This window comes from Hominiventricola filiformis (assembly GCF_020686965.1).
In the GTDB taxonomy this organism is placed as follows: Bacteria; Bacillota; Clostridia; order Lachnospirales; family Lachnospiraceae; genus Hominiventricola; species Hominiventricola filiformis.
This window is the reverse complement of record NZ_JAJEPS010000007.1, coordinates 68,143-90,621: the sequence shown is the minus strand read 5'-3', so window position 1 is coordinate 90,621 and position 22,479 is coordinate 68,143. Positions and strand designations below refer to the sequence as shown.

General features: G+C 48.1%; 20 protein-coding genes. All 20 read right to left on the bottom strand.

What is annotated here, in order from left to right:
- Positions 1-4: 4 nt before the first annotated feature.
- A complete protein-coding gene (locus tag LKD36_RS08795) occupies positions 5-853 on the bottom strand; it encodes an HAD family hydrolase (RefSeq protein ID WP_308459383.1) in 849 nt (282 codons plus the stop codon).
- Positions 843-1,901, bottom strand: a complete 1,059-nt coding sequence (locus LKD36_RS08790) for a glycosyltransferase family 2 protein (RefSeq protein WP_308459382.1) — start codon at positions 1,899-1,901, stop codon at positions 843-845. Before LKD36_RS08790 ends, LKD36_RS08795 begins: the two co-directional genes overlap by 11 nt.
- Entirely contained in the window at positions 1,898-2,884 is a 987-nt protein-coding gene (locus tag LKD36_RS08785; RefSeq protein ID WP_308459381.1) for a glycosyltransferase family 2 protein, read from the bottom strand. The genes LKD36_RS08790 and LKD36_RS08785 overlap by 4 nt, the downstream gene beginning before the upstream one ends.
- Positions 2,881-3,900 (bottom strand): glycosyltransferase family 2 protein, encoded by a 1,020-nt coding sequence (locus LKD36_RS08780; RefSeq protein ID WP_308459380.1) that lies wholly within the window; start codon positions 3,898-3,900, stop codon positions 2,881-2,883. Before LKD36_RS08780 ends, LKD36_RS08785 begins: the two co-directional genes overlap by 4 nt.
- 4 nt (positions 3,901-3,904) lie before the next feature.
- Positions 3,905-5,440 carry a lipopolysaccharide biosynthesis protein gene (locus LKD36_RS08775; RefSeq protein WP_308459379.1) on the bottom strand — a complete coding sequence of 512 codons (1,536 nt, stop codon included), beginning with the start codon at positions 5,438-5,440 and terminating at the stop codon, positions 3,905-3,907.
- 24 nt (positions 5,441-5,464) lie between these two features.
- Complete coding sequence (locus tag LKD36_RS08770) at positions 5,465-8,065, bottom strand: DUF2142 domain-containing protein (RefSeq protein WP_308459378.1); 2,601 nt, start codon at positions 8,063-8,065, stop codon at positions 5,465-5,467.
- Between the two features lie 76 nt (positions 8,066-8,141).
- A complete protein-coding gene (locus tag LKD36_RS08765) occupies positions 8,142-9,401 on the bottom strand; it encodes a CdaR family protein (protein ID WP_308459377.1) in 1,260 nt (419 codons plus the stop codon).
- Positions 9,379-10,254 (bottom strand): diadenylate cyclase CdaA, encoded by an 876-nt coding sequence (gene cdaA / locus LKD36_RS08760; protein WP_118770998.1) that lies wholly within the window; start codon positions 10,252-10,254, stop codon positions 9,379-9,381. Before cdaA ends, LKD36_RS08765 begins: the two co-directional genes overlap by 23 nt.
- 33 nt (positions 10,255-10,287) lie before the next feature.
- Positions 10,288-11,238, bottom strand: a complete 951-nt coding sequence (locus tag LKD36_RS08755; protein ID WP_308459376.1) for a hypothetical protein — start codon at positions 11,236-11,238, stop codon at positions 10,288-10,290.
- Entirely contained in the window at positions 11,222-11,665 is a 444-nt protein-coding gene (locus tag LKD36_RS08750) for a hypothetical protein (RefSeq protein ID WP_118771000.1), read from the bottom strand. Before LKD36_RS08750 ends, LKD36_RS08755 begins: the two co-directional genes overlap by 17 nt.
- 40 nt (positions 11,666-11,705) lie before the next feature.
- Positions 11,706-12,425, bottom strand: coding sequence for a ComF family protein (locus LKD36_RS08745; protein WP_308459375.1), 720 nt, complete (start codon positions 12,423-12,425; stop codon positions 11,706-11,708).
- Positions 12,409-14,640 (bottom strand): SF1B family DNA helicase RecD2, encoded by a 2,232-nt coding sequence (recD2, locus tag LKD36_RS08740; RefSeq protein WP_308459374.1) that lies wholly within the window; start codon positions 14,638-14,640, stop codon positions 12,409-12,411. The genes LKD36_RS08745 and recD2 overlap by 17 nt, the downstream gene beginning before the upstream one ends.
- Positions 14,641-14,732: 92 nt before the next feature.
- Complete coding sequence (gene mreB / locus LKD36_RS08735; RefSeq protein WP_118771003.1) at positions 14,733-15,731, bottom strand: rod shape-determining protein; 999 nt, start codon at positions 15,729-15,731, stop codon at positions 14,733-14,735.
- Between the two features lie 172 nt (positions 15,732-15,903).
- Positions 15,904-17,166, bottom strand: a complete 1,263-nt coding sequence (locus LKD36_RS08730; RefSeq protein ID WP_308459373.1) for a peptidoglycan-binding protein — start codon at positions 17,164-17,166, stop codon at positions 15,904-15,906.
- Positions 17,167-17,258: 92 nt separating this feature from the next.
- Positions 17,259-17,540 carry a hypothetical protein gene (locus LKD36_RS08725; protein ID WP_118771004.1) on the bottom strand — a complete coding sequence of 94 codons (282 nt, stop codon included), beginning with the start codon at positions 17,538-17,540 and terminating at the stop codon, positions 17,259-17,261.
- 15 nt (positions 17,541-17,555) lie between these two features.
- Positions 17,556-19,481 carry an NAD(+) synthase gene (locus LKD36_RS08720; RefSeq protein ID WP_308459372.1) on the bottom strand — a complete coding sequence of 642 codons (1,926 nt, stop codon included), beginning with the start codon at positions 19,479-19,481 and terminating at the stop codon, positions 17,556-17,558.
- 1 nt (position 19,482) lies between these two features.
- Positions 19,483-20,361, bottom strand: coding sequence for an Hsp33 family molecular chaperone HslO (gene hslO / locus LKD36_RS08715; RefSeq protein ID WP_118771006.1), 879 nt, complete (start codon positions 20,359-20,361; stop codon positions 19,483-19,485).
- A gap of 23 nt (positions 20,362-20,384) precedes the next feature.
- Positions 20,385-21,143 carry a class I SAM-dependent DNA methyltransferase gene (locus LKD36_RS08710; protein ID WP_118771007.1) on the bottom strand — a complete coding sequence of 253 codons (759 nt, stop codon included), beginning with the start codon at positions 21,141-21,143 and terminating at the stop codon, positions 20,385-20,387.
- A 104-nt stretch (positions 21,144-21,247) separates the two neighbouring features.
- The gene (locus LKD36_RS08705; protein ID WP_118771008.1) at positions 21,248-21,505 is read right to left on the bottom strand and encodes an HPr family phosphocarrier protein; all 258 of its coding nucleotides are present in this window, start codon (positions 21,503-21,505) and stop codon (positions 21,248-21,250) included.
- A 20-nt stretch (positions 21,506-21,525) separates the two neighbouring features.
- Positions 21,526-22,473 (bottom strand): DNA-binding protein WhiA, encoded by a 948-nt coding sequence (gene whiA, locus LKD36_RS08700; RefSeq protein WP_308459371.1) that lies wholly within the window; start codon positions 22,471-22,473, stop codon positions 21,526-21,528.
- Between the last annotated feature and the right edge of the window lie 6 nt (positions 22,474-22,479).

Here is a 22,479-nt window from a genome sequence, read left to right as displayed (position 1 = left end):
CCTCCTAGATCAGATGCATCCGTTCCAGTTCCCGAACCACGCCGTCTTCCTGTACAGACTCACAGATCCGGTCTGCAATTGTCTTCAGGTATTCATCCCCGTTTGCCATCACCACACCGCAGCCAGCCTTCTCGATCATCTCATAATCATTCATGCTGTCCCCGAACGCGATGGTGTCCTCAATCCCTATATGAAGAAGTTCTGCCGCTTTCTGAATGGCAGTCCCCTTATCCGCCGTTCGGGAAATCAATTCACCATTCCAGAAGTCATCGTAAGCCGCCGGGAAAAAGACCACATGAAAATGTTCTGACATGATCTCTTTTACTTTCTCCACCTGCTCCTTCTGAAATAACATAAAGGTAATCTTCGGCACCTTCTCCCCATCCGGTGTCCATTCCTCGATCGGATACAGGTTTGGCTTCTGCCGGAAATACTTTTTCCAGCGAACCAGCTCCGGATTGTCATTTGGCAGCACCTCTTTCCCAAGAAGAATCCGCTGCGCTTTCTCGGACACATAGATCCGGTCAAATCCTTCCAGCAGATAGACCGCATCCATCTCTTTTAAGATCTGGCAGGTATGTTCAATCAGATCCGGTGAAAGAGACTGACGGTACACATTCTGTCCGTGAAACCAGATATCACTTCCTGCACTGGCAATAAGCCCATCCAGTTCCACATCCTGCAGTTCTTCCGGCAGACAGCACCAGGCACGCCCGGTAGCAATAAATATCTGATGCCCATGATTTCTTACTTTCTTAAGCGCCTCCCTCACGCTCTCATGAATTCCCTCCCCCGAGGCCAGTAATGTTCCATCTATGTCAAAGAAGATGGCTTTTCTCTTTTTATTGTACATGTGAAAAAACTCCATAATATAAGGTAAAAAATAACTTAGTTACTACATAACAGGGAAATGCAAGTCCATGTTTCATCATAAAAATATAAATCTTCACAGACAATCCCAGACGGTCCATGGTATGGTTGTTCAGCGCTTCCTGCACTGCCTTGTCCCGGCACATTTCTTTTGTTTTCTGAAGTACCGTGAAGAAAGGATCCCGATGATTTCTCCAGATCTCATTTTTCACTGCCATAATGGCAAGACTCAGGAAATCATTTCGTATCTGCGGCCGGAAGTCATATCCCTTTTTGGCGTCCGAAATTGCCTCCATCCGTTCCCGCAGCAGTTTAATTTTTTCAAGATAGCGGGCATCATACTGTCCGGTCATAGACGCCGTATTATACCAGTAATGATAGGGATAATAATCTGGCACTACGCAGACTCCCTTCGCATCTATTGCAGCCGCAAAGACCATCTGCAGATCTTCTCCCACCGTCACTCGGTCGTCCCACAGGTCAAGATTTTGCTCCACCAGTTCCCTCCGGAACAGTTTAGTCACCCGGGATGGCTGAATAGTTCTTCCGATAAAGCTTCCATCATTGATCAGTACCGGGAACAATTTCTGCCATTCTTTCGCACTGTAATATTCCTTCGTCAGCCGGTTGCCTTCTTTTCGCGGCGGATAATTGGGATCTTCGTAATCAAAGACCAGACCTGCCATGGACATATCCGCCTGCTGTGCTTTCAGCGGCTCATATAGCCGCTCATACATATCCGGCTCAATCCAGTCATCACTGTCCACAAAGCCAAGCCATTCGCCTTCAGCATGCCGGACTCCCTCTTTCCATGCCGAAGTAAGGCCGCCATTTTTCTTATGTACCACTTTGATGCGGGCATCCTGCCTGGCATAAGCATCGCAGATGGCCGGACACTGATCCGGTGACCCGTCATCCACCAGGATGATCTCCAGATTCTCATAGGTCTGGGAAAGGATGCTGTCCACACAACGTTTCAGCACCTGTTCCACTTTATAGATTGGTACTATGACACTGATTTTCTCGTTCATAATGTCTCCTGCATTTTCTGAAGCATTTTAGCATAAAGTCCCGGACTCATGGAAAATAATTCATATCCCATGCGGGTTTTTAAAGGCAGCGCTGCGATCCAGGCAGCCCCGTTCGCCCGGTAAGTTTCCAACCGCTTCCGCAACTCTTTCTTGAGTTCTTCTGCATCTTTCACCTGCTCCGTACAGCGGAAATAGAAAGTAATGCAGGCGTCACAGAGCTTCCGGTAAGCTGCCGGAAGAAGCTTCTCATAACCATTTTTCTTAAAAAATGCAATCCGTTCCTCATGAGCCGTCAGCCACTGCAGCCGCTTTGCAGAGAAGACAGATGTAATGCTGCCTCCATTTTCTGTGTAATATCCATACAACGCCCGGTCAAGAAATGCCAGCTTCTTCGCCTCATGAAACAACCGATACGTGGTCGCCTCATCCTCGTGAATCCGTCCTTCCGGATACCGGATTCCTGTCTCTTTAAAAAGTTCCGCCCGGTACAGCTTGTTCCAGGCCACCACAAAACAGGTGGCTTTCTCCTCCGGTCCATAGAGCTGTTCCATCAGACTCTCTCCTCGGTAAATGCAGAACGCAGAATCGCCTTCTTCCACCAGTCCTTCCCCTTTCACATAAGAAAAACGGCACTGTCCGATGGCGCAGCCGGTGTCCTTCAGAAGCTGATACAGTTCCTCGATAAAATGCGGACTCACATAATCATCACTGTCCACAAATGCTAGATATTCTCCGAAGGCTGCATCGATCCCTGCATTTCTCGCCCCGGAAAGACCTTTGTTTTCCTGATGAATCACTTTCACCCTGGCATCTTTTTCTGCACAGGCATCGCAGATGGCAGGGCACTGATCCGGAGACCCATCGTCCACCAGAATCACCTCAAGGTTTTTATAAGTCTGGAAAAGAATACTTTTCACACATCGTTCCAGATACTCTTCTACCCGGTATACCGGTACAATTACACTGATTAATGGGGTTGTCATCTTCGGCTCCTCCGTATTTCATGCAGCCCTTTCACCAGAAGGCTGCGTACCACGCACAGACCATAGACCGTCCGTACCATATCCCTCTTCAAAAAAATCCATAAAATCCGGTAATCCGGATACGTAAACCGCACCTCGGATCCACGATTTTTCACCAGCGGATCCTTCGCATAGCCGTGCAGAATTTCTAATTTTTCCCGATAAGCCAGCGTTCTGTCATCCGGAAGTTTCTCACATTCATCCATGACTTCGTTCATATAACGAAGAAAAATACTGCCGTCCTTACAAGGGGTTCCCCAGGTCTTCTCATAGAAATTTTCCGTCTCCCTGCAGATGCGTTCTGCCAGTTCCATCCGGTTCTGACGTTTTTCGGAAGACAGGGTCGTCTTTCCCATGTCCTGAACATACCAGCACAGCGGTTCTCCCAGAACAGCAACCCTCCGGCATTTTGATAAATATTCGAGATTAAACAGGAGATCTTCCCCCAGGCTCAAAGACGTATCAAATACACCAGCCAATGCTTTCCGATATAGTTTATTCCATGGCATATTAAGATCACTCTTTTTATAGAGCCCCAGAAATTCCTGCTGGAACTCTGCCATGGTACTCACATGGGTCTCTCCCGGTACTTTTACAATATCTGCACCATCATAGAGATGATGATACCCGCAGAGTACCAGATCTGCATCACTGTTTTCCTGCAGAGCTGCCATCTTTTCCAGATAGTCCGGCTCCACATAGTCATCACTGTCCGTGAAAAGAAGGAATTCTCCTTCTGCTGCCCGGATTCCCGCATTTCGTGCCGCGGATACACCGCTGTTAGCCTGATGAATCACCCGGAGACAGGTGCCAGAATGATTCTTAGCCAACTCGTCGCAAAGCTCTTTGCTTCCATCGGAAGAACCATCATCCACCAGAATGATTTCCAGATCCTTTCTCGTCTGGCAAAGCCAGGAATCCACACAGCGCTCCAGTGACGTTTTCGCATTATAGACCGGAATGACGATACTGAACATCTTTCTATTTTGCTCCTTTCAGCCTGGACTTAAACATGCCAATCACCATTTCCCGCTCCTCTTTTCTAAGAATAATCAGGAAATTTAAGGCCAATGCCAGCGGTCCCATGACCACGCCTGTCAGAATCAGTTTTATCCAGGAATCTACCGGGAATACCATCCGGGACAGATTTCCAAGAATCACAATACTGCCAATAGAAATCCAACCCAGCAGAATATCTCCATAGAACCGGTTCCAGCGGATCTTCAGGCATCTGGCCGCATAGATCGGAGTAAAAATAAGATTTCGCAGAAGTCCGGTCAGCATACTGGACAACGGAAATACCATGACTCCCAGATCCGTTGTCTTCAACAAAAGCAGTGACAGACAGGAGGACAGCACTCCGGAACCAAGGATAACTAAAGAATTCCATTTTACTTTTTTCGTAATAATAAATACATGATAGAGCACCTGAATGCTCATGCTCACATAGAGCACCCCTACCGCCAGCAGAGACAGTCTCTGCAGCATGTCCGCATCCTTGGTGGGCTGCCACATGGCATAGAAATCTCTTCCGTAAGCGGTCAGAAATGCAATGGGGATACTCATGATAAAAATGAGAATCCGGTTGCAGCTCTTAATAATCTTCACGAGATTTTCCGTGTTATCCTCTGCATAGGCAATGGTGATCTGTGGATTGAACACGCCTACCACCGTTCCCATAAGACTGGAAATCGCTGTCGGCACCATTTTTGCCAGGGACAGCATAGTCATAGAAGCATTTCCATCCAGAATCAGTGCGCCTGACAGCAGAATATCCACACCATCCAGCAGCTGCTGTCCCAGACGGGTCAGGGAATTCCAGGCTCCCAGAGACACCAGCTCCCACACTTTTTTCCAACGGAAATTGGATATCTTCATCTGCACCTGGGGCAGAAGCTGCCGAGTGAATCTGCGGTTCCAGAAGGCTGTATACGCCGTGCTTAAAAGGGATGCTGCTCCGATAAACCACAGTGTCGGTTTAAAGATCAGAAATGTTCCAAATAAAAATACAATCCGGATAATATCTCCGTACATGGTACGGATGGATGTCAGGTCCAGACGGTTCGTCGCATAGGTGGAAATTCCGTATACAGACGTAATAATACTTAAGAAAAAGTTTGCAAATACAAAAGCCCACAGAAGCTGCACGTCATGAAGCACATCCGCCGGTACATTCAAAAACGGCATACTCCCCATGAAAATGACAATGACAAGCGCCGGCAGCAGAAATATCCCCGCCATCATCACATTGCCAAAAAATACCGATGAAAAATATTCACTGGCCGTCTGGTCTTCCCCTCTGTGGATGTGGATTGTGATGAAACGGCTGGCCATTGTATTTAACGCAGACACAACAATCTGGGCATACAATACAAACTGGTTGGCCAACGTGACAAATCCATAGGTATTTTCCATCTTGGCTTCGATAATCGGTGCCAGGAGAAAACTGATCCCCATATTGACGGCAAATGCAAGAAGCTGTGCCGCCATATTGACGGCCAGTCTTTTTTTATCCATAAAATCGTTCCTCTCCAGGCTGTCCTACACAGCCATTACTTGTTTAATCACATAGACAATCGTCAGAAGCTGACCGCTTAACGCAGCTGTGATAATCGTTCTGTCCATTTTGGTCCGCAGATAAATTCCGTTATTTCTGCATGCAGTCAGTAAAATCAGCAGAAACGGAAGGAAATAACGTCCCTGCACACCTTCCACGGATACATGCCCGACAGGTGTCCAGGAAAGCAGCATGCCGAGCACAATAAATCCGGCACATCCAAGGCAGGAAATGATCATGATTCCTCTCTGCACACTGTTTATCCACACCGCCTCTTCCCGTGTAGTTAAGATGGATAAAAACAGCAGGAACAAAAAGAGCACTACCAGCATCTCCGAAGTCTCGATCTCCACCCATCCAAGCTTGTAGCCGATCAGGGATTCCATGTAAAATCCGCCTTTGTCGAGAATTGTATTGACAATCATGTAAATGAGCTGCAGCGGATCATGAAGAAAATAACCAAGGGTATATCCAGTCGCATAGACTGCGTCCCCGCTGCCGCTTCCGGCAACACTGGTCACGACGCTGGTTGCTTCCGTGGTTCCGGTAATTTCTCTTACGACTGCCGCATTTTTCATCAGGAATGTAAGCAGCACCGTTCCGAACAGCGAACAGGTACCGAACAGTTTCATCTGTCTGCTTCCATAAGCTGCCGCCGGAATCAGAAGCGTCAAAAGCACCATCGGAAGATAACTTCCGCTCTTACAATACACTGCCGCCACTCCCAGTACAGCAAGAAGCAGCATTTTCTGTCCGGTCAGTTTTTCTTTCACATAAATTGCCTCCAGGCAGAGAGAACCATACAGGAACAGAATTCCGTGGACCATGGCATCATGGGAAAATGACGTACACTGCTGCAGATTGACCGGCAGTACAGAAATAAGGAAAAGTGTTGTCTTTCCAAAAGGAAGTCGTCTCATTCCCAGCCATGTAAGCAAGGCGAAAACTGCCAGATTCAGATACCTGGCAAGAAGCAGCATTGGCACCGTTCCCAGATGCAGCAGCCGTGCGAGTGTCATACCCAGCACCGCCGGTGCGTAGAAGAGAATGCTTCCCTCAATATTGCTGTTAATGTCCGCTTCCACCATCCGATCATCCTGCACCCGTGAAAACAATCCGTAGTAGATATTCCGGTAATTTTTAAAGGAAGGAGAAGAAGTAAACTCCATTGCCGCATCATCTGCTCTCATAAGACAGGTAGTATCTCCCAACGACTCATATCCAAGCAGTTCGTTACTGTACCGATATGCCATATCAATATGCTTCGCCTCGTCCGGCACCATCTGCGGCGTAATCAGTACATTATAGAATAGACCGAGTCCAAGTACCATCACCAGGAATAGTGTCTCCACCCGCACCTTTCTCACAAAAGCCAGATACCAGAAGAGACAGATCAGTCCTTCCACACCGAGAAACATAAAGAAGAAAAATTTCTTGAGGAAAATATTAAAATACAAATACGCATTTACACAAAGATTTCTGTGGCTGGTCATCACTTCCAGGCCACTGTTCCACAGTTCCCTGGAAAAGGTCAGATCAATCTCATATTCATGGTCTTTCACACCCGTCTGGGAATTTTCAAACAACAGCCCCACATATTCACCTGAGATAAACTGTTCCGCCGGAATATCCGTTTCACACAGGATTTCTCCCAGTGTCAGATCCGTCACTCTGGCATGCATGCTTCCTCCTGAAAGGACTGCCCCATCCGTAATCCAGAACCGGATACCGAATCCGGTGAGCCGGTCCTGTTCCGGACGTACCAGCTGCTTTAACTCCGCTGTATTCTTCGTAATCTCCAGTGAATCTCCGTCTGGCTGATAAATCGTCACTTTTTCTGTCGTATTCTGCGCAATTCGAATGCGGGTATCATAAAGATAAAAAAACAGAAGCGCACACAGCACCACCGCTATGCCAAGTCCTGCAATTCTCCGCATGGTGATCCCCTGCTGAAGCCTGGGGAGTTCATTTTCTCTTTTCTGCGCTTTTACAAATCCGCCTGCACTGTACACGGCCATTCCAAAAAGCAGAAGAATCAGAGCCAGTATCAGCGGCTGCACAAATCGGTGTACTTGCACGGTATAGGTCAGATTATAGACAAGACTCTGGGACAGTGTTTCACCATCCATCACTGCCTCACCCGGCGTCACCGTCGTCTCATTCAGCCAGATGGACGGTCCGTCCTTTCTGCTGTCACTGGCAATCCGGACCGTCAGTATTTCCGGTACTTCTTCCAGCTTTACAAAAAGAAACTGATCTCCATTCAGATCAGCAAGGGGAAAATCCCGCCCTCCAATGACTTTCTCACCGTCACTGGCTATGATTCTGAGCATACCATCCTTAAATTCATGTCCGTTCAGCGTAACAAAAAAGCCGATCTGGTCTGTCGTTTTTTCCGGCGGTGCCACTGTAAATGTCAGCGTCTTTCCTTCGGTCAGTTCTTCTGTTGCATTTTTTAAGTTTGCCTGATTGGCTCCTTCCAGTCCAAGAGAACGCATTTCACTGCGGGGAATGGCCGCGCCGATTATAAATACCAGCAGGCAGACAACCGCCCAATACAGTAAATATCTTTTTTTCTTTTCCATTCCATCCTCCGCAAAAATCATAAAAGGCAGACTCAAAACACTCCTGTGCTTCGAGTCTGTCTGTTCTGTTACTTTTTTAATTATCCGTGGAAACTACATGTACCGTAACTTCCAGGTCAGACGGGCAGGAAAATGCATCTCCGTCCGATATGGTGACCATAACTGGTACAGAATAATTGCCCGCGCGTACTACACCTGACATATCCGCCGTTATCTGGATTCTGTCCTGGGTCAGACCTGCCAGATCGGAAGCCAGACCGCTGACCGGAAGCACCAGTGTCTCGCAGTTTGCCAGATCCACCTTGATTCCGTCACTGATATTGGTATACGTGATCTGATCCGGCGTGAAACTGTACTCCATCGTCTCCATGGCAACAATCTCCATAGTCACCACGATCTCATGTTCATCCTCTTCCGGAATAATAATATCCTCCGGCAGATATTCACTGATATCCACCGTCTGCTCTATCCTTCCCGTCTTTCCTTCCGGATTCAGCGCCTCCGGCGGAATATTGAGATTATAAATAGGACGGATATCGGACTGTCCTCCGGCAATAGTCACCGTCTCCGGCTTATAGCTCACAGAAGCCACTCCATATCCTTCCGGCGCAGCCTTACTGATATCAAAACCGATACCGACCACCTTGCTTTTCAGCGTTGTAACCGTCACAGAGAAGTCTTTATCCTTCCACTCATACTCCAGCTGGGAGTAATCGTCGATCTCCACTCCGTCGCTGTTGGTCAGCTTCAGACGACAGTTCAGTACAGAAGTTCCTGTAATGCCGTTGATATTTACGCTTGCAACAACTTTCTTCACCTGTTCCACCACAGACTTCGGTCCACTGATCTCAACCAGCGATTTTTCAGGCGTTACCGTTCCCTTTTCAAGTCCCGCACTCGGCGTTCCTGTCGTATCTACGGTTACCTTGAATTCCTCTGTTGCTTTCTCTTCAATGCTTACCAGTACATTCTCCCGGCTCTGCTCGATGCTGTCGATCGTCGCATTTCCGGTATAGATAACTTCGATCTTCACCATGCTGTCATAGCGCAGATCCTTCTGCATATCCGCCGTCACGACGAAATCCGAAGACTTGATCTTCGCAAGCTCCGTTCTCCTCGCATGGACGGTTACATTCACCTTATCGGTACCCGGCTCAATCCGGTAAGTCTGATCCTGGGAAGTCAGTGTATCTGTATTGATCAGGGTTACCGGCAGATTTTTAAATACATCTGTCTCGACCGTATCATCAATATTTACCACAATCAGCCACAGAACAATTGCGGCTATCACAGAGATAATTTTAAACGGCAGATTATTCAGCAGCTTTGTCTTCATGTCGGCCACGTCCTTTCCACAGTTTAATCTTTCTGTTCTTTTCTGAAATTCTGGTCTGAAGAGTCTGGAGCTGTTCTTTTAACTGCTCCTGATTCAGATTTCTTAAGAGCCGGCCATTCTTTGCCACCGATACAGAACCGGTCTCCTCAGATACAACGATCGTCAGAGAATCACTGACCTCGCTGATACCCACTGCCGCACGGTGTCTGGTTCCAAGAGCCTTGCTCAGGGTCATATTATCGGACAGCGGCAGATAACAGGTGGCAGAACGCACTCTGTCCCCTGACAGAATCACAGCTCCGTCATGGAGTGGTGTGTTTTTTTCAAAAATATTAAGGATCAGCTGGCTGGATACCAGAGAGTCAATGGCAATACCGGTTCTCTCGTACTCATTCAGGCTGACGCTCTGTTCCAGAACCATCAGTGCACCTGTCCGCGCCTTTCCCATCTCGAAGCTTGCCTTCACAAGTTCGGAGATAGTCCGATCGGAGATGCTGAGTTCTTCTTTTCTGGAACTGTCAAACGGAACAATCGTCGTCAGCAGATTATTTTCACCCAGCTGTTCCAGCGCCCGACGCAGTTCTGGCTGAAATACGACGATGACCGCCATAATACCAAGGCTGAAGAAGTTCTTCGCAATCCACAGAATGGTATTCATATGAAAAATCGCGGCAACGGCAAGAAGAGCCATGATAACCGAAAAGCCCTTCAGCAGCGACCACGCACGGGTTGTCTTAATCCAGATCAGAATCTGGTAAATGATAAAGGACAAAATGATAATCTCCGCCACATCCGTCCATGTCACATGCAGCGCATCCAGCGAAAGATATCTGTAAAGCTGTTGAAGATTCATTCGTCTCACATCCTTTTCCTTTATAATTGCTGCTTAGTGTTTTCTCCTTGTGTTTCTGCGTCTCGTATTAATCTTCTTTACTTTTTTATCAGGAATGGCAATGGACATCTTCGGCACTGCCTTCACATAGTAATAATATTCATCATCTTCAAACTGAGCATATTCCGTTCTGGAATAGTCCACGCTGAATACAAAAAACTCTACAAGCAGTGCGATCAGTACAGACACTGCTGTACCGATCACAAGGCCCAACAGGGAAATTCTGACTTGCATGATCAGTCCGCCGGTCAGGAACAGCACCACATTCAGCACTGCGCCGGAACCGATCGCCATGTACCACGCGTAATCTGTACTCATCCGATGGATCGCATAGACCACCATCAGCACCAGAGCAAAGATCAGAATCGTCATCAGTACCGCTTTGTTGTTCAGCACATTTTCCACCAGATAGGTCAGACGGGAAGCCATGCCCTCTGTTTCCGTACTGGACAGCATGGTTTCATTCGTTTTCATATAATACATCAGATAGTAAAGCATTGTTCCAAATGCCATGGGCACCGCACAGACCGGACCTCCTACCAGTCCCAGCACCAGCGGTATCACATAAGGAATCTGAAGCAGAAATGCCAGCGGCGTCAGCACCAGCACATAGCCCTGTCCGGGGGCAACCCGGAAATACAGAAGATACATGATCAGCAGGAGTCCCGCTGTCATAGCAAATACTTCCAAGGAAAGTGCAAAGGCATGTGCACACATAAGCAAGCTTCCAAATACGGCAATCATGTTGACTGGAAGGAAGGAACATAAGAGTGCCAGCAATACGGAAATCACAGGGCTGGTAATCTTCTCCATGAACCCAATCTGGCTGTTGATTGTAAGAAACGCCGCCATTGCCAGAATAAACTTCACAGCCGGAATAATATAAATATCATATTTCGCATAAAATTCCTTCATGCGCTGTTTTATCTCAAGTAATGCTGTCATGCTTCTCTCCTCCGTCTGTTTTCTCCGATCCTGCTGCTTCCTCTTTCTCATAAATATCGGAGATCTTCTTTAAAGTCTGAGCATAACTTCCCACACTTCTTCTGGCCTGACTATAGCGGTAGGAACATACTCCGTACAGCAGACAAGAATAGACCGCTACTGTAAGTACATACAGCACCAGTATGGTCAGTCCGAAACTTTTCAAATCCATCTTATGTATATTATTCAGCAGATATTCCATATTACATACTGCCCACAGTGCCGCACAGAGTGCAAAGCTGACGGTTGCAAAAAACCATCCAGTAAGGAGCTGCAGGCTGATATAGTCATGCCGGAAATATTTGCTGATCTTCAAAGCTTTCTTTTTCTGCTTCTCTTCATAGAGAGAAGCTCTGGTCATCAGAATTACTTTCTCTTCATTAATCATATAAGCAGTCTCCACCTCAATACTACATAGTATAACACACTCAGGAGCCTCTTCCAACAGAAATGCATAAAAAATATATGAATTCTGCACCGTTTTCCTTTAAAACACGGGCTGCTTCGTCCATGGTACTTCCGGTCGTATAGATGTCGTCCACCAGAATGATTCGTTTACAGGGAACCTTTTTTTCCTGAACGGAAAAAGCGTTTTTCAGATTTTCAAGACGGTTCCGGTCACTTAATTCCTTCTGTGCCCGGGTTCTTTTTGTTCTTATAAGGCAGTCCGCATCCATTGGAATGCCACTTTTTTTCGCCAGCTTCGCCGCCAGAAGTTCTGCCTGGTTATAGCCTCTTTTTCTTTGTCTGGATGGATGAAGCGGGATCGGAACCAGTACTTCCGCTTTCCATCTTATCATCTCCCGCGCACAGGCCAGCAGAATTTCCTCTGCATAAAATTCTGCATATTCTCTCCTGCCTCCATATTTATACTGCGCAATGGACCGCCGCATCCATTCCTCATACACAAATGCGGCACGCCCTCTGTCATAAGCATGCTTCTTTCGCATACAGTCCCCACAGTATTCCTGTTCTTCTACGGCGAGTGGTTTTCCGCACTTCCCGCAGAATGGATCCCGAACTCTCACAAGTCTTGTCCTGCAAATGTCGCAGGCAAGCTCTCCGGAATCTTCCACTACCTCATGGCATACGGGACATCTGCGTGGAAACAAAAGTCCCACCGGGTCAAATTTATTCCATCTGCTCAAGCTGCTCCACCTCACTGATGCGGTCCGCAAGACCGCTGTAACGCGCCTGCTCACTGCTGTTTTCCACCATCATCCGGAAGGTCTCCTTACTTCCCACCAGTGTCACACAGGATCTGGCTCTCGTAACTGCCGTATAGAGAAGATTTCGGTTCATGAGCATCCGTGGACCTGTGAGCAGCGGAATCACCACTGCCGGATACTCACTTCCCTGGGATTTGTGAATCGTGACCGCATAGGCCAGTTCCAGCTCATCCAGGCTTTCAAAGCTGTAGGTCACGGTCCGGTAATCGTCAAACAGGACCTCCACCTGCTCTGCCTGCAGGTCAATCTCCTGAATCACACCCATGTCGCCGTTAAAGATTCCGGTTCCTTTGTCGATGGCTATGCCATACCGGTTTTTTGCCTCCCATTCGATCTGATAGTTATTTTTTACCTGCATGACCTTGTCGCCTTCCCGGAACATCCCCCGGGCAGTCTGCCGCTCTGCCTTGTCTTCCGCAGGCGGATTCAGATACCGCTGCAGGATTTCATTCAGATGTTCCACACCCAGCACACCCTTCCGCATGGGTGTCAGCACCTGAATATCGTACATCTTCGCATTTACATAACGCGGCATCTTTTCCTGCACCAGTGCAAGCACTACCCGCAGAATCACATTCGGATCCTGCCGTTCCAGAAAGAAGAAATCCCGGCTCTTATTATCAAGCGTCACCTGTTCTCCACGGTTGATCTTATGGGCATTGACGATAATGTCACTCTGGCTGGCCTGACGGAAAATCTTCGTCAGCATGACAACCGGATACGCTTCGGACCGGATAATGTCCTTTAATACACAGCCTGGACCCACGCTTGGCAACTGATTGATATCACCCACCAGTACCAGACGGGTCCCCGGCGTCACTGCTTTTAAAAGTGCATGCATAAGGAAAATATCCACCATGGACACTTCATCGATAATGATCACATCCGCCTCCAGCGGATTTTCCTCATTTCGCTCGAAGGAAACCTGTGTCCGATCTTCCGAAGGCGCGCCAGAGAGCTCCAGAAGCCGGTGAATGGTCACTGCCTCATAACCGGTCGCCTCCGTCATTCGCTTGGCCGCACGGCCCGTAGGCGCCGCCAGAAGGATCTCCATATCCTCCGTCTCAAAATATCGGATGATGGAATTGATCGTTGTCGTCTTACCGGTTCCGGGACCTCCCGTCAGAATCAGAAGTCCGTTCTTCACCGATTCCACCACCGCCCGGCGCTGCATCTCATCCAGCTCCATCTTCTCCTGCCGTTCCACTGCCTGCAGTTTCTTCAGGATATCCTCTTCCTCCATCCTGCAGGTCAGATTCAGGTCGTGGAGCATTCTGGCCGTGTTCAGTTCCATATAGTAATACTGGCTGTAAAAGACCATGGTCTGGTCATTCTTTTCCTTCAGGATCAGTTTTCGATCCATACAGAGATTCATCATCTGTACTTCAATATCTTCCGCTGCCACATGCAAAAGCTCCGATGCCCGGCGAAGCAGCATCTCTCGCGGCAGACAGGTATGTCCTTCCGCAGCCGCCTGTAAAAGCACATACAAAAGTCCGCTTCGGATCCGGTAATCGGAATTCGTATGAATCCCGATCCGCCCCGCGATCTCGTCTGCCATCTTAAATCCAATTCCGGAAATGTCATCTGCCAGACGATACGGATTTTCCTGCACCACCTGATAAGTCTTCGGTCCATATTCCTGATAAATCTTCACTGCCAGTGACATGGAGATACCGTACTGAGTCAGAAACATCATGGCCTGACGCAGTTCCTTTTTCTCTGCCATCTGTTCCGAGATCTCCATGGCTTTCCGCTCACTGATGCCCTTGACCTCTGACAGGCGCTCCGGCTCTTCCTCAATAATCCGAAAGGTATCTCCTTTGAATCTCCGGACAATCCGTGCTGCCATCGCCGCTCCGATCCCCTTAATGGCACCGCTTCCCAGATAACGCTCCATAGCCGTCTCATCTTCCGGCGCCAGAAGTTCATACTGTTCTGCCTGTAGCTGTTCCCCGTATAAGGGATGCTCCTTCATCGTGCCGGACACCTGAATCAGTTCCCCCTCGGAAATCACGGAGAACACACCGACACAGGTCAGTTCCTCATCGTCGGTCACCATCTGAAAAACCGTATATCCATTTTCTGTGTTGCGGAACACAATGTGTTCCACATATCCTTTTCGTATCTCCATCCTTAACCCCGTACAAAAAAGGCTGCTTCAAAAAAGCAGATTTTTGATCTTCTGCCTTTCTGCAACAGCCCCACATCTGTTCTTCTTATTGATTACGGTTCTTCATCCTTATGTCCGGAAAGGAACTCTACGAATTTACCGGTTCCGATTGCCACACACTTCATGGGATCTTCTGCGGTCATGGTGTTGATTCCTGTCTTGGACTCCAGAAGCTCTTCCAGTCCACGAAGCAGTGCTCCGCCTCCGGTCAGAACGATTCCACGCTCTGCAATATCTGCAGTCAGCTCAGGTGGCGTGCGCTCCAGTACACTGTGAACAGCCTCCACAATCTGGGAAGTGGTCTCTTTCAGCGCTTCCTCAGTCTCCTCAGAAGTAACGGTTACCGTCTTCGGCAGACCGGTTACCAGGTTACGTCCGCGGACATCAATGCTGTCTACCTCGGATCTCGGATAGCAGCTTCCTACTTTAATCTTAATATCTTCTGCGGTTCTCTCTCCAATCAGAAGATTATGTTTCTTTCTCATGAAACGGACAATCGCCTCATCAAAATCATCACCTGCAATCTTAATGGAAGTGCTAACTACAGTTCCTCCAAGAGAGATGACTGCAATATCTGTGGTACCGCCTCCGATATCCACGATCATATTTCCGCACGGTCTGGAAATATCGATACCTGCTCCGATAGCTGCTGCAATCGGCTCCTCGATGATAAATACTTCTCTTGCTCCTGCCTGATAGGTCGCATCCTCAACTGCTTTCTTCTCTACCTCGGTAACACCGCTTGGCACGCAGACTGCGATCTTCGGCTTCCGGAATGTCTTTTTGCCGACTGCCTTGCGGATGAAGTGCTCCAGCATCTTCTCCGTAACGGTGAAATCAGAAATAACGCCCTGACGAAGGGGACGTACTGCCACAATATTGCCAGGTGTACGGCCCAGCATCAGGCGGGCCTCCTCACCAATTGCTTTAATCTTATTTGTATCTCTGTCAAACGCCACTACGGACGGCTCTTTCAATACGACACCTTTTCCTTTGATATACACAAGGATGCTGGCTGTTCCCAAATCAATTCCTACATCTGTTCCTGCCATAAATGTTCTCCTTTCGTTCTTTTCATCTATTTCAAATGATGCATCTGTTTTTTTCTTCTGTCAAGGGGGGGATTACCCCGCAAACCGATACACTACATTATACTCAATTTTTTTTAAATTGCAAAGACTTTATTTCTTATGTTTTTCTTAAATTATCGTTGTTATCCGCAGATCATGCCAGCTCTGCAATTCTGGAGACACCCACATAGATCTCGGATATTTTATACCAGGTGCGATAATCCACGATTCCGGTCACCGGGAGTCCAAAGATGGACTGAAATTTTTCTACTGCTGCTTTGGTCTCCGGCCCGAAAATACCGTCCGCATCTACCATGGGAAGAGCCGGATAAGCCTGCGCAATTACATTCAGCTGCTCCTGCATCTGCCGTACCTTAGTACCGCCGGACCCTTCTCCCAGATCATATCCCGGCCAGGAAGACGGAACTCCTGCAATCTCCACTGCCGTGTTGATATAGATGCTCTCCCCATAATAATACCTCAGAATCTCAATGGTGGAATATCCCTGCTGTCCCAGCGCCTGGGAACCCCACTGGGTCATCCAGTTTGGGCAGGATACCTGCCGCCCGTCACAGTACTGGGTGAGGATCGGCTGTTTTACATTGGGTCTGGACAGATAATTTCCAAACATCTCATCCACCACATCAGAAATATCCTGGAAAATATTTCTCCCGTAGATCCATTTCTGATCAAATGCCGTAGAAGAGGTAATCGTGAAATCATATCCCTTATTTCTGTACCATTCTGTATAGACACGATTCAGGGTGAATGACATGATTGCCAGCACATTTGCCCGGATGGCAGCGTCCGTCCAGGTGGCATAGATCTCACTGGAAGCCACATTTTTAATATAATCCCGGTAACGGACCCAGTAGTTTTTTGCTGTACTGTCCGTAGGTACACCGTCATGAACGATGACATATTCCGGAATAACTACCCGGTTTAAGACAATCTCCCCGGTCTCCGTCACCGGCTTGATCTCCGGTTCCGCAATCTTTGGTGGATAATTGCCGAAAAGTGTATGTGGGCCGATGACAATCCGCCAAAATTCTTCCTGCTGTCTGGCTTTCCGCATCCGGATCTCCTGAATCGCTGTCACATTCGGCAGCACTTCCGTTCCCGCCACTTCCACATCTTCATAACCGGGAGCCAGCACCCGCACCGTATACTCCGAATAGGGCTGCTGCTCCGAATAATTTTCACTGTAGGAGGGATCCGGCGCAGGAAGATCCATAATCCCCGTCATTCCGGACTCATCCGTCACCGTACTTTTCACCGGACTGTCCGGGCTGCCTTCATAGGTGATCTGTATGTCCGCCCCCGCAACCGGACGGCGTGTCCCTTCTTCCACCAGACGGACCTGCAGTTTTCCTACAATTCCATCTGTTCCTGTCTCCATCATCTCATTTTCCGGCATAACAAAAACCTCATTCCATATTTTATAGTCGCACTTTAACTCTCTATAAACTATATGAATGAGGTTTCTGATTATGACTTTTTTAAGTTTCCTTATTTTTCCTCTTCCTGCTCCGACTCTTCGGTCTCTTCCGGGGTCTCCCCGAATGCACCCGGTTTCTGATCCAGAAATACTTTCTTCGCCACCAGAAGCCCGAAGATAAAGGTTGCAGCTCCGAACACGCCGAATACTACCATGGCAATCATGCTCACCGTATGTTCAGTTCCTGCCATCTGTCCCAGCCCTCCGTACATCTTAAATGCCAGATAGACAAGATAGGCACCTGCTGCCAGATACAGAACAGGTCTTAATTTTTCTCTTGATTCGTTATCCATATACTTTCTCCTCCGTTATGATAAATTGATCTTCTCCAGACTGTCCAGCCAGAGCTTCGCGCAGGCGTCACTCGGCATACGCAGGTCTCCTCTCGGAGACACGGCTACCGTACCGACCTTCGGGCCATCCGGCAGACAGGAACGCTTGAACTGCTGCGCAAAGAACCGGCGCATAAAGGTTTTGAGCCATTTTAGAATGATCTCATCATCGTACTCCCCTGCAAAGGCCTGCTTTGCCAGATAGAAAATCTTATCCGGTGCAAAACCGAAGCGGAGCATATAGTAAAGATAAAAATCATGAAGCTCATAAGGCCCTACCAGATCTTCCGTCTTCTGGGAGATGGTTCCATTTTCCGGTGGCAGAAGTTCCGGACTCACCGGTGTATCAAGGATATCCAACAGAATTGCGGAAAGCTCTTCATCCCCGCAGGTATCTGCATAGTAGCGTACCAGATGGCGCACCAGGGTCTTCGGCACGGATACATTGACACCGTACATGGACATATGATCACCGTTATAAGTTGCCCAGCCAAGGGCAAGCTCGGACATATCTCCGGTTCCGATGACCATACCGCAGGTCTGGTTTGCCACATCCATCAGAATCTGGGTACGCTCTCTGGCCTGGGAATTCTCATAGGTCACATCATGGACACTGCTGTCATGCCCGATATCACGGAAATGAATGCTGACCGCTTCCTTAATATCCACTTCCCGAAGCTGTGCCCCAAGACGTCTGGTCAGCTCACAGGCATTATTGTAAGTACGGTCTGTAGTTCCAAAGCATGGCATGGTCACTGCTGTAATACAGGTTCTTGGCAGGTTCAGGCGATCCACTGCTCTTGCTGCCACCAGAAGTGCCAGTGTGGAGTCAAGACCTCCGGAAATACCGATGACCACGCTTTTACAATGGGTATGCTCCATACGTTTCTTCAGCCCCATGGACTGGATGGCAAGAATCTCCTCACAACGTTTCTCGCGCTCCTCTTTCCGTCCCGGCACGAAGGGAGCCTTGTCCACATAACGGTCAAAAGATGCATCCGCAGATTTCATCTCATAAGTTATTTCCATATAACCATCCGGATCTGCAGTTACATCATAGGTCGTATAATGTCTTCTCTCTCCCACCAGACGTTCAATGTCCAGATCTCCATAGATAGTCTCGTTGGTGAATCTTTCAGACTCTGCCAGCACGGAGCCGTTCTCTGCGATCAGATGATGTCCACCGAATACCAGATCCGTGGAGGACTCTCCTTCGCCTGCGCTGGCGTAGATATAGCCGCATACCAGACGGCCGGACTGAATCTTCACCAGATCCCGGCGATAGGAATCCTTGCCGGTAACCTCATCACTGGCAGACAGATTGACGATCACAGTCGCACCGTGCATGGCGTGGCAGACGCTGGGCGGATTGGGCGTCCACAGATCTTCGCAGATCTCCGCTGCCACCTTCAGGCCCGGCATGGTTTTACAGGTAAACAGAAGATCTGTTCCAAAGGGAACAGTTGTCCCATCCTGCCATGTAACAGAAGTGCATCCAACCGGTGCTGCCGTAAAATGACGCGCCTCATAAAACTCACTGTAATTGGGAATATATGCCTTTGGCACCAGTCCCAGCAAATGTCCGTCAGAATAAGCAGCTGCCACATTGTAGAGCTTTCCGTTTATTTCCAGTGGAAGACCTGCAAAGAAAAGACCGTCCATGCCTTTACTTGCCGCTACGATCTCCTGCAACGCTTTTTGCGCTCCTTCCAGCAGAATATCCTGGCGGAACAGGTCGGAACAGGTGTAACCGGTAATGCCAAGCTCCGGAAATACAATGATCCTGGCACCCTTCTCCCAGGCTTCCCTCATCAGACGGATGGTTTCCTGTGCATTGTACTCTGTATCAGCCACGCGGATCTTCGGAGAGACCGCTGCTGTCTTCACAAATCCATATTTCATCTTATTTGCTCCTTCTGATCAGGTTTTTCAGTTCTTCCATATCAAATACATATGGGGTATTGCAGAAATGGCATTTCACCTCAACCGGCTTTCCTTCCTGTACCATGTCATTCAGCTCTTTTTTCCCCACACTGATCAGCGCTTTTTCTACTTTCTCACGGCTGCAGTCGCAGTGGAACCGGGTATCCAGTTTATCCAGAATCTCCAGACCAAATTCGCCCAGGAATTCTTCCAGCAGCTGTTCCGGTGTAAATCCTCTGTCCAGATAGGATGTGACAGAATCTACGGAAGACAGCTTCTTCTCCAGCCGATCTACCACACTGTCCTCCACGAAGGGCATCAGCTGAATAATAAATCCGCCTGCCTGACGGACGGTGTTATCCTTCTCCATAAGGACACCCAGTCCTACGGAAGAAGGCACCTGTTCAGAATTGGCAAAATAGTAAGTCAAATCTTCTGCAATCTCACCTGTTTTCAGTTCTGTCTGGCCCACATAGGGTTCTTTAAGCCCCAGATCTTTGATCACGCTTAAAAATCCAAGGTCCAGCGCTCCGCCCACATCCAGCTTTCCTTTCGCATTGGGAGGCAGCATCACATCCGGATTCTCCACGAATCCTTTTACATTTCCGTGGGAATCTGCGGTGACTGTCAGTCCTCCGATAGGTCCATTGCAGCGGATCTGCAGGGTCAGCACATCTTTTTCACCTTTCATCATGACACCCATCATGGCACCTGCACTCAGGAGTCGTCCCAGTGCTGCAGTAGCTACCGGACTGGTATTATGATCCTGTCTCGCAGTCTCCACCAGCTCTCTGGAAGTAATGGCAAATGCACGGATCTGTCCTTCTGCTGCTGTCGCTCTTACAATATAATCTTTCATCTGTCTCTTCTCCTTTTTCTTCGTCATTTTTCTTCCGGACGCTGACAGATCACATAAACCCGCTCCGAATCTTCTCTTGCCGGTTCATGGGTAAATGCGTCGTAAATATGAAGAAGTTTCAGTCCTGATTTCTTCACCAGTTCCCGGATCGTCTCCAGCGAATATGCCCTCTGAAAATGATTTTCTTCTTCTTTTCTGTAAAGTCCTGACGGTTCCTTCACAAAAAGAGTCAAGTCGTATTCATTGATCATAGACTCTTCATCATAATAATTTTCCCAGATAAAACTTCCCTCTTCCCGGTTCTCCGCGATGGTCTGCTCTCCCAGAATCTCCCGGTACTTATATTCTGTATTCAGATCGAAAATAAACAGTCCGCCGTAATCCAGATAATTGTGTGCTGCGGAGGTTAAAATACCAAGTACCTCTTCCTCTTCCAGAATATAATTCATGGAATCGCAAATACAGATAATTGCCCGCACCGTTCCATAAAGCTCAAATTCCCGCATATCCTGACAAAGATACAGAATCTCATGGCCGGACTCCTGCTTTTTCTCCAGTGCTTCCTCCAGCATCTCCTCTGACTGGTCGATACCGATCATATCGTAGCCTGCCGATGCCAGAATCTCCGTCATGGTACCTGTGCCGCATCCCAGCTCCAGCACCAATCCTTCATCCACTCCATATTCTTTCAGAAGCCCTTTTACATAGGTTCCCCATTCTTCATAGGGAATATTATCCATAAACAGGTCATAGACTTCCGCAAATCCTGTGTATGCTTCCATAGGCTCTTTTCTCCTGCTTTTCTTAACTGTCCTATATGATAACAAAAGGGCTGCTGCGAACCTTGGTTCTGCAAACAGCCCCTTCTCCTCTATGTGATCTGTGCTTAGTTGTGACTGCTCAGATACTTTTCGATATTCTCAATTGCAGCCTGCTCATCGGTTCCATCTGCACTTACTACTACAGACTCACCTGCATTCAGACCAAGAGTCATCATTCCCATAATGCTCTTTGCATTCACCTTTTTATTCTCTGTCTCTACATAGATCTTACTCTCATACTGGCTTGCTACCTGAACCAGCAGCGCCACCGGTCTTGCCTCAAGGCCATTTGCCAGCTGAACAGTAATCGGTTTCTTAATCATAGTGTTTCTGCTCCTCCTTTTTACTCCTCTTTACCTTCGCGCAGTTTTTCCGCAATCAGACTCAGTTTCCGAAGACGGTGATTCACTCCCGATTTTCCAACGGGTGGCGTCAGCAAATCCCCAAGCTCCTTTAAACTGGCTTCCGGATGTTCCAGCCGGAGCACTGCCATCTCCGCCAATCCTTCGTTCAGTTCCTGAAATCCAATTGTCCTCTGAATGTATCTAATGTCTTCTACCTGCCGCACTGCTGCGGATACAGTCTTGTTTAGATTTGCGGTTTCACAGTTTACCTTGCGGTTCACAGAATTCCGCATCTCTTTCACAATCCGTATATTTTCAAGCTGCATCAGAGACACATGGGCTCCTGTCAGTCCCAGCAGTTCCACAATCTGAGATCCCTCTTTTACATAGACTACGTAATGCTTTTTCCGCATGACAATCTTTGCATCGATCTCATATGCAGTCAGAAGACTCTGAAGTTCCTCTGCTTTTTCCTGTGTGCTGCAGACAATCTCAAAATGATAGGATTTCTCCGGATCACTGACGGACCCTGCTGCAAGAAATGCCCCTCGAATAAATGAACGCCTGCAACAGTTCTGTTTCAGAAGACTGTTATGTATCTGACGGATATCTCCGTCAATGTGTCCATCCGGATTCATCAGATGCGTGCCGGCAAGAAGCCTTCTCGCATCCTTATCACACCGGATTACTATGGAATAATACCGTATTTCCCGGCTTTTTCGGACAGATACTTCAGCTCTCATATTAAATGTTTTTCTCAGTAATGTAAAGTACTTTCTTGCCACCGGAAGATTTTCCGTCTGTATTTTTACACAGCAGGAATCTGTCTCCGTCAGAATGATCTTTCCGCAAAACAGCAAAATTGCCGCAGTTTCTGCCAGACGGCAGTGATGAGCCGCCGGAACCAGCGTTGAAAGTTCTTCCTTGATCTCTCCGGAAAAAGACATTTTATC

What these genes read in the sequence shown, in the direction of transcription:
- LKD36_RS08795 (WP_308459383.1), bottom strand. Translation starts at nt 853, where the DNA reads ATGTACAATAAAAAGAGAAAAGCCATCTTCTTTGACATAGATGGAACA.
- LKD36_RS08790 (WP_308459382.1), bottom strand. Translation starts at nt 1,901, where the DNA reads ATGAACGAGAAAATCAGTGTCATAGTACCAATCTATAAAGTGGAACAG.
- LKD36_RS08785 (WP_308459381.1), bottom strand. Translation starts at nt 2,884, where the DNA reads ATGACAACCCCATTAATCAGTGTAATTGTACCGGTATACCGGGTAGAA.
- LKD36_RS08780 (WP_308459380.1), bottom strand. Translation starts at nt 3,900, where the DNA reads ATGTTCAGTATCGTCATTCCGGTCTATAATGCGAAAACGTCACTGGAG.
- LKD36_RS08775 (WP_308459379.1), bottom strand. Translation starts at nt 5,440, where the DNA reads ATGGATAAAAAAAGACTGGCCGTCAATATGGCGGCACAGCTTCTTGCA.
- LKD36_RS08770 (WP_308459378.1), bottom strand. Translation starts at nt 8,065, where the DNA reads ATGGAAAAGAAAAAAAGATATTTACTGTATTGGGCGGTTGTCTGCCTG.
- LKD36_RS08765 (WP_308459377.1), bottom strand. Translation starts at nt 9,401, where the DNA reads ATGAAGACAAAGCTGCTGAATAATCTGCCGTTTAAAATTATCTCTGTG.
- cdaA (WP_118770998.1), bottom strand. Translation starts at nt 10,254, where the DNA reads ATGAATCTTCAACAGCTTTACAGATATCTTTCGCTGGATGCGCTGCAT.
- LKD36_RS08755 (WP_308459376.1), bottom strand. Translation starts at nt 11,238, where the DNA reads ATGACAGCATTACTTGAGATAAAACAGCGCATGAAGGAATTTTATGCG.
- LKD36_RS08750 (WP_118771000.1), bottom strand. Translation starts at nt 11,665, where the DNA reads ATGATTAATGAAGAGAAAGTAATTCTGATGACCAGAGCTTCTCTCTAT.
- recD2 (WP_308459374.1), bottom strand. Translation starts at nt 14,640, where the DNA reads ATGGAGATACGAAAAGGATATGTGGAACACATTGTGTTCCGCAACACA.
- mreB (WP_118771003.1), bottom strand. Translation starts at nt 15,731, where the DNA reads ATGGCAGGAACAGATGTAGGAATTGATTTGGGAACAGCCAGCATCCTT.
- LKD36_RS08730 (WP_308459373.1), bottom strand. Translation starts at nt 17,166, where the DNA reads ATGCCGGAAAATGAGATGATGGAGACAGGAACAGATGGAATTGTAGGA.
- LKD36_RS08725 (WP_118771004.1), bottom strand. Translation starts at nt 17,540, where the DNA reads ATGGATAACGAATCAAGAGAAAAATTAAGACCTGTTCTGTATCTGGCA.
- LKD36_RS08720 (WP_308459372.1), bottom strand. Translation starts at nt 19,481, where the DNA reads ATGAAATATGGATTTGTGAAGACAGCAGCGGTCTCTCCGAAGATCCGC.
- hslO (WP_118771006.1), bottom strand. Translation starts at nt 20,361, where the DNA reads ATGAAAGATTATATTGTAAGAGCGACAGCAGCAGAAGGACAGATCCGT.
- LKD36_RS08710 (WP_118771007.1), bottom strand. Translation starts at nt 21,143, where the DNA reads ATGGAAGCATACACAGGATTTGCGGAAGTCTATGACCTGTTTATGGAT.
- LKD36_RS08705 (WP_118771008.1), bottom strand. Translation starts at nt 21,505, where the DNA reads ATGATTAAGAAACCGATTACTGTTCAGCTGGCAAATGGCCTTGAGGCA.
- whiA (WP_308459371.1), bottom strand. Translation starts at nt 22,473, where the DNA reads ATGTCTTTTTCCGGAGAGATCAAGGAAGAACTTTCAACGCTGGTTCCG.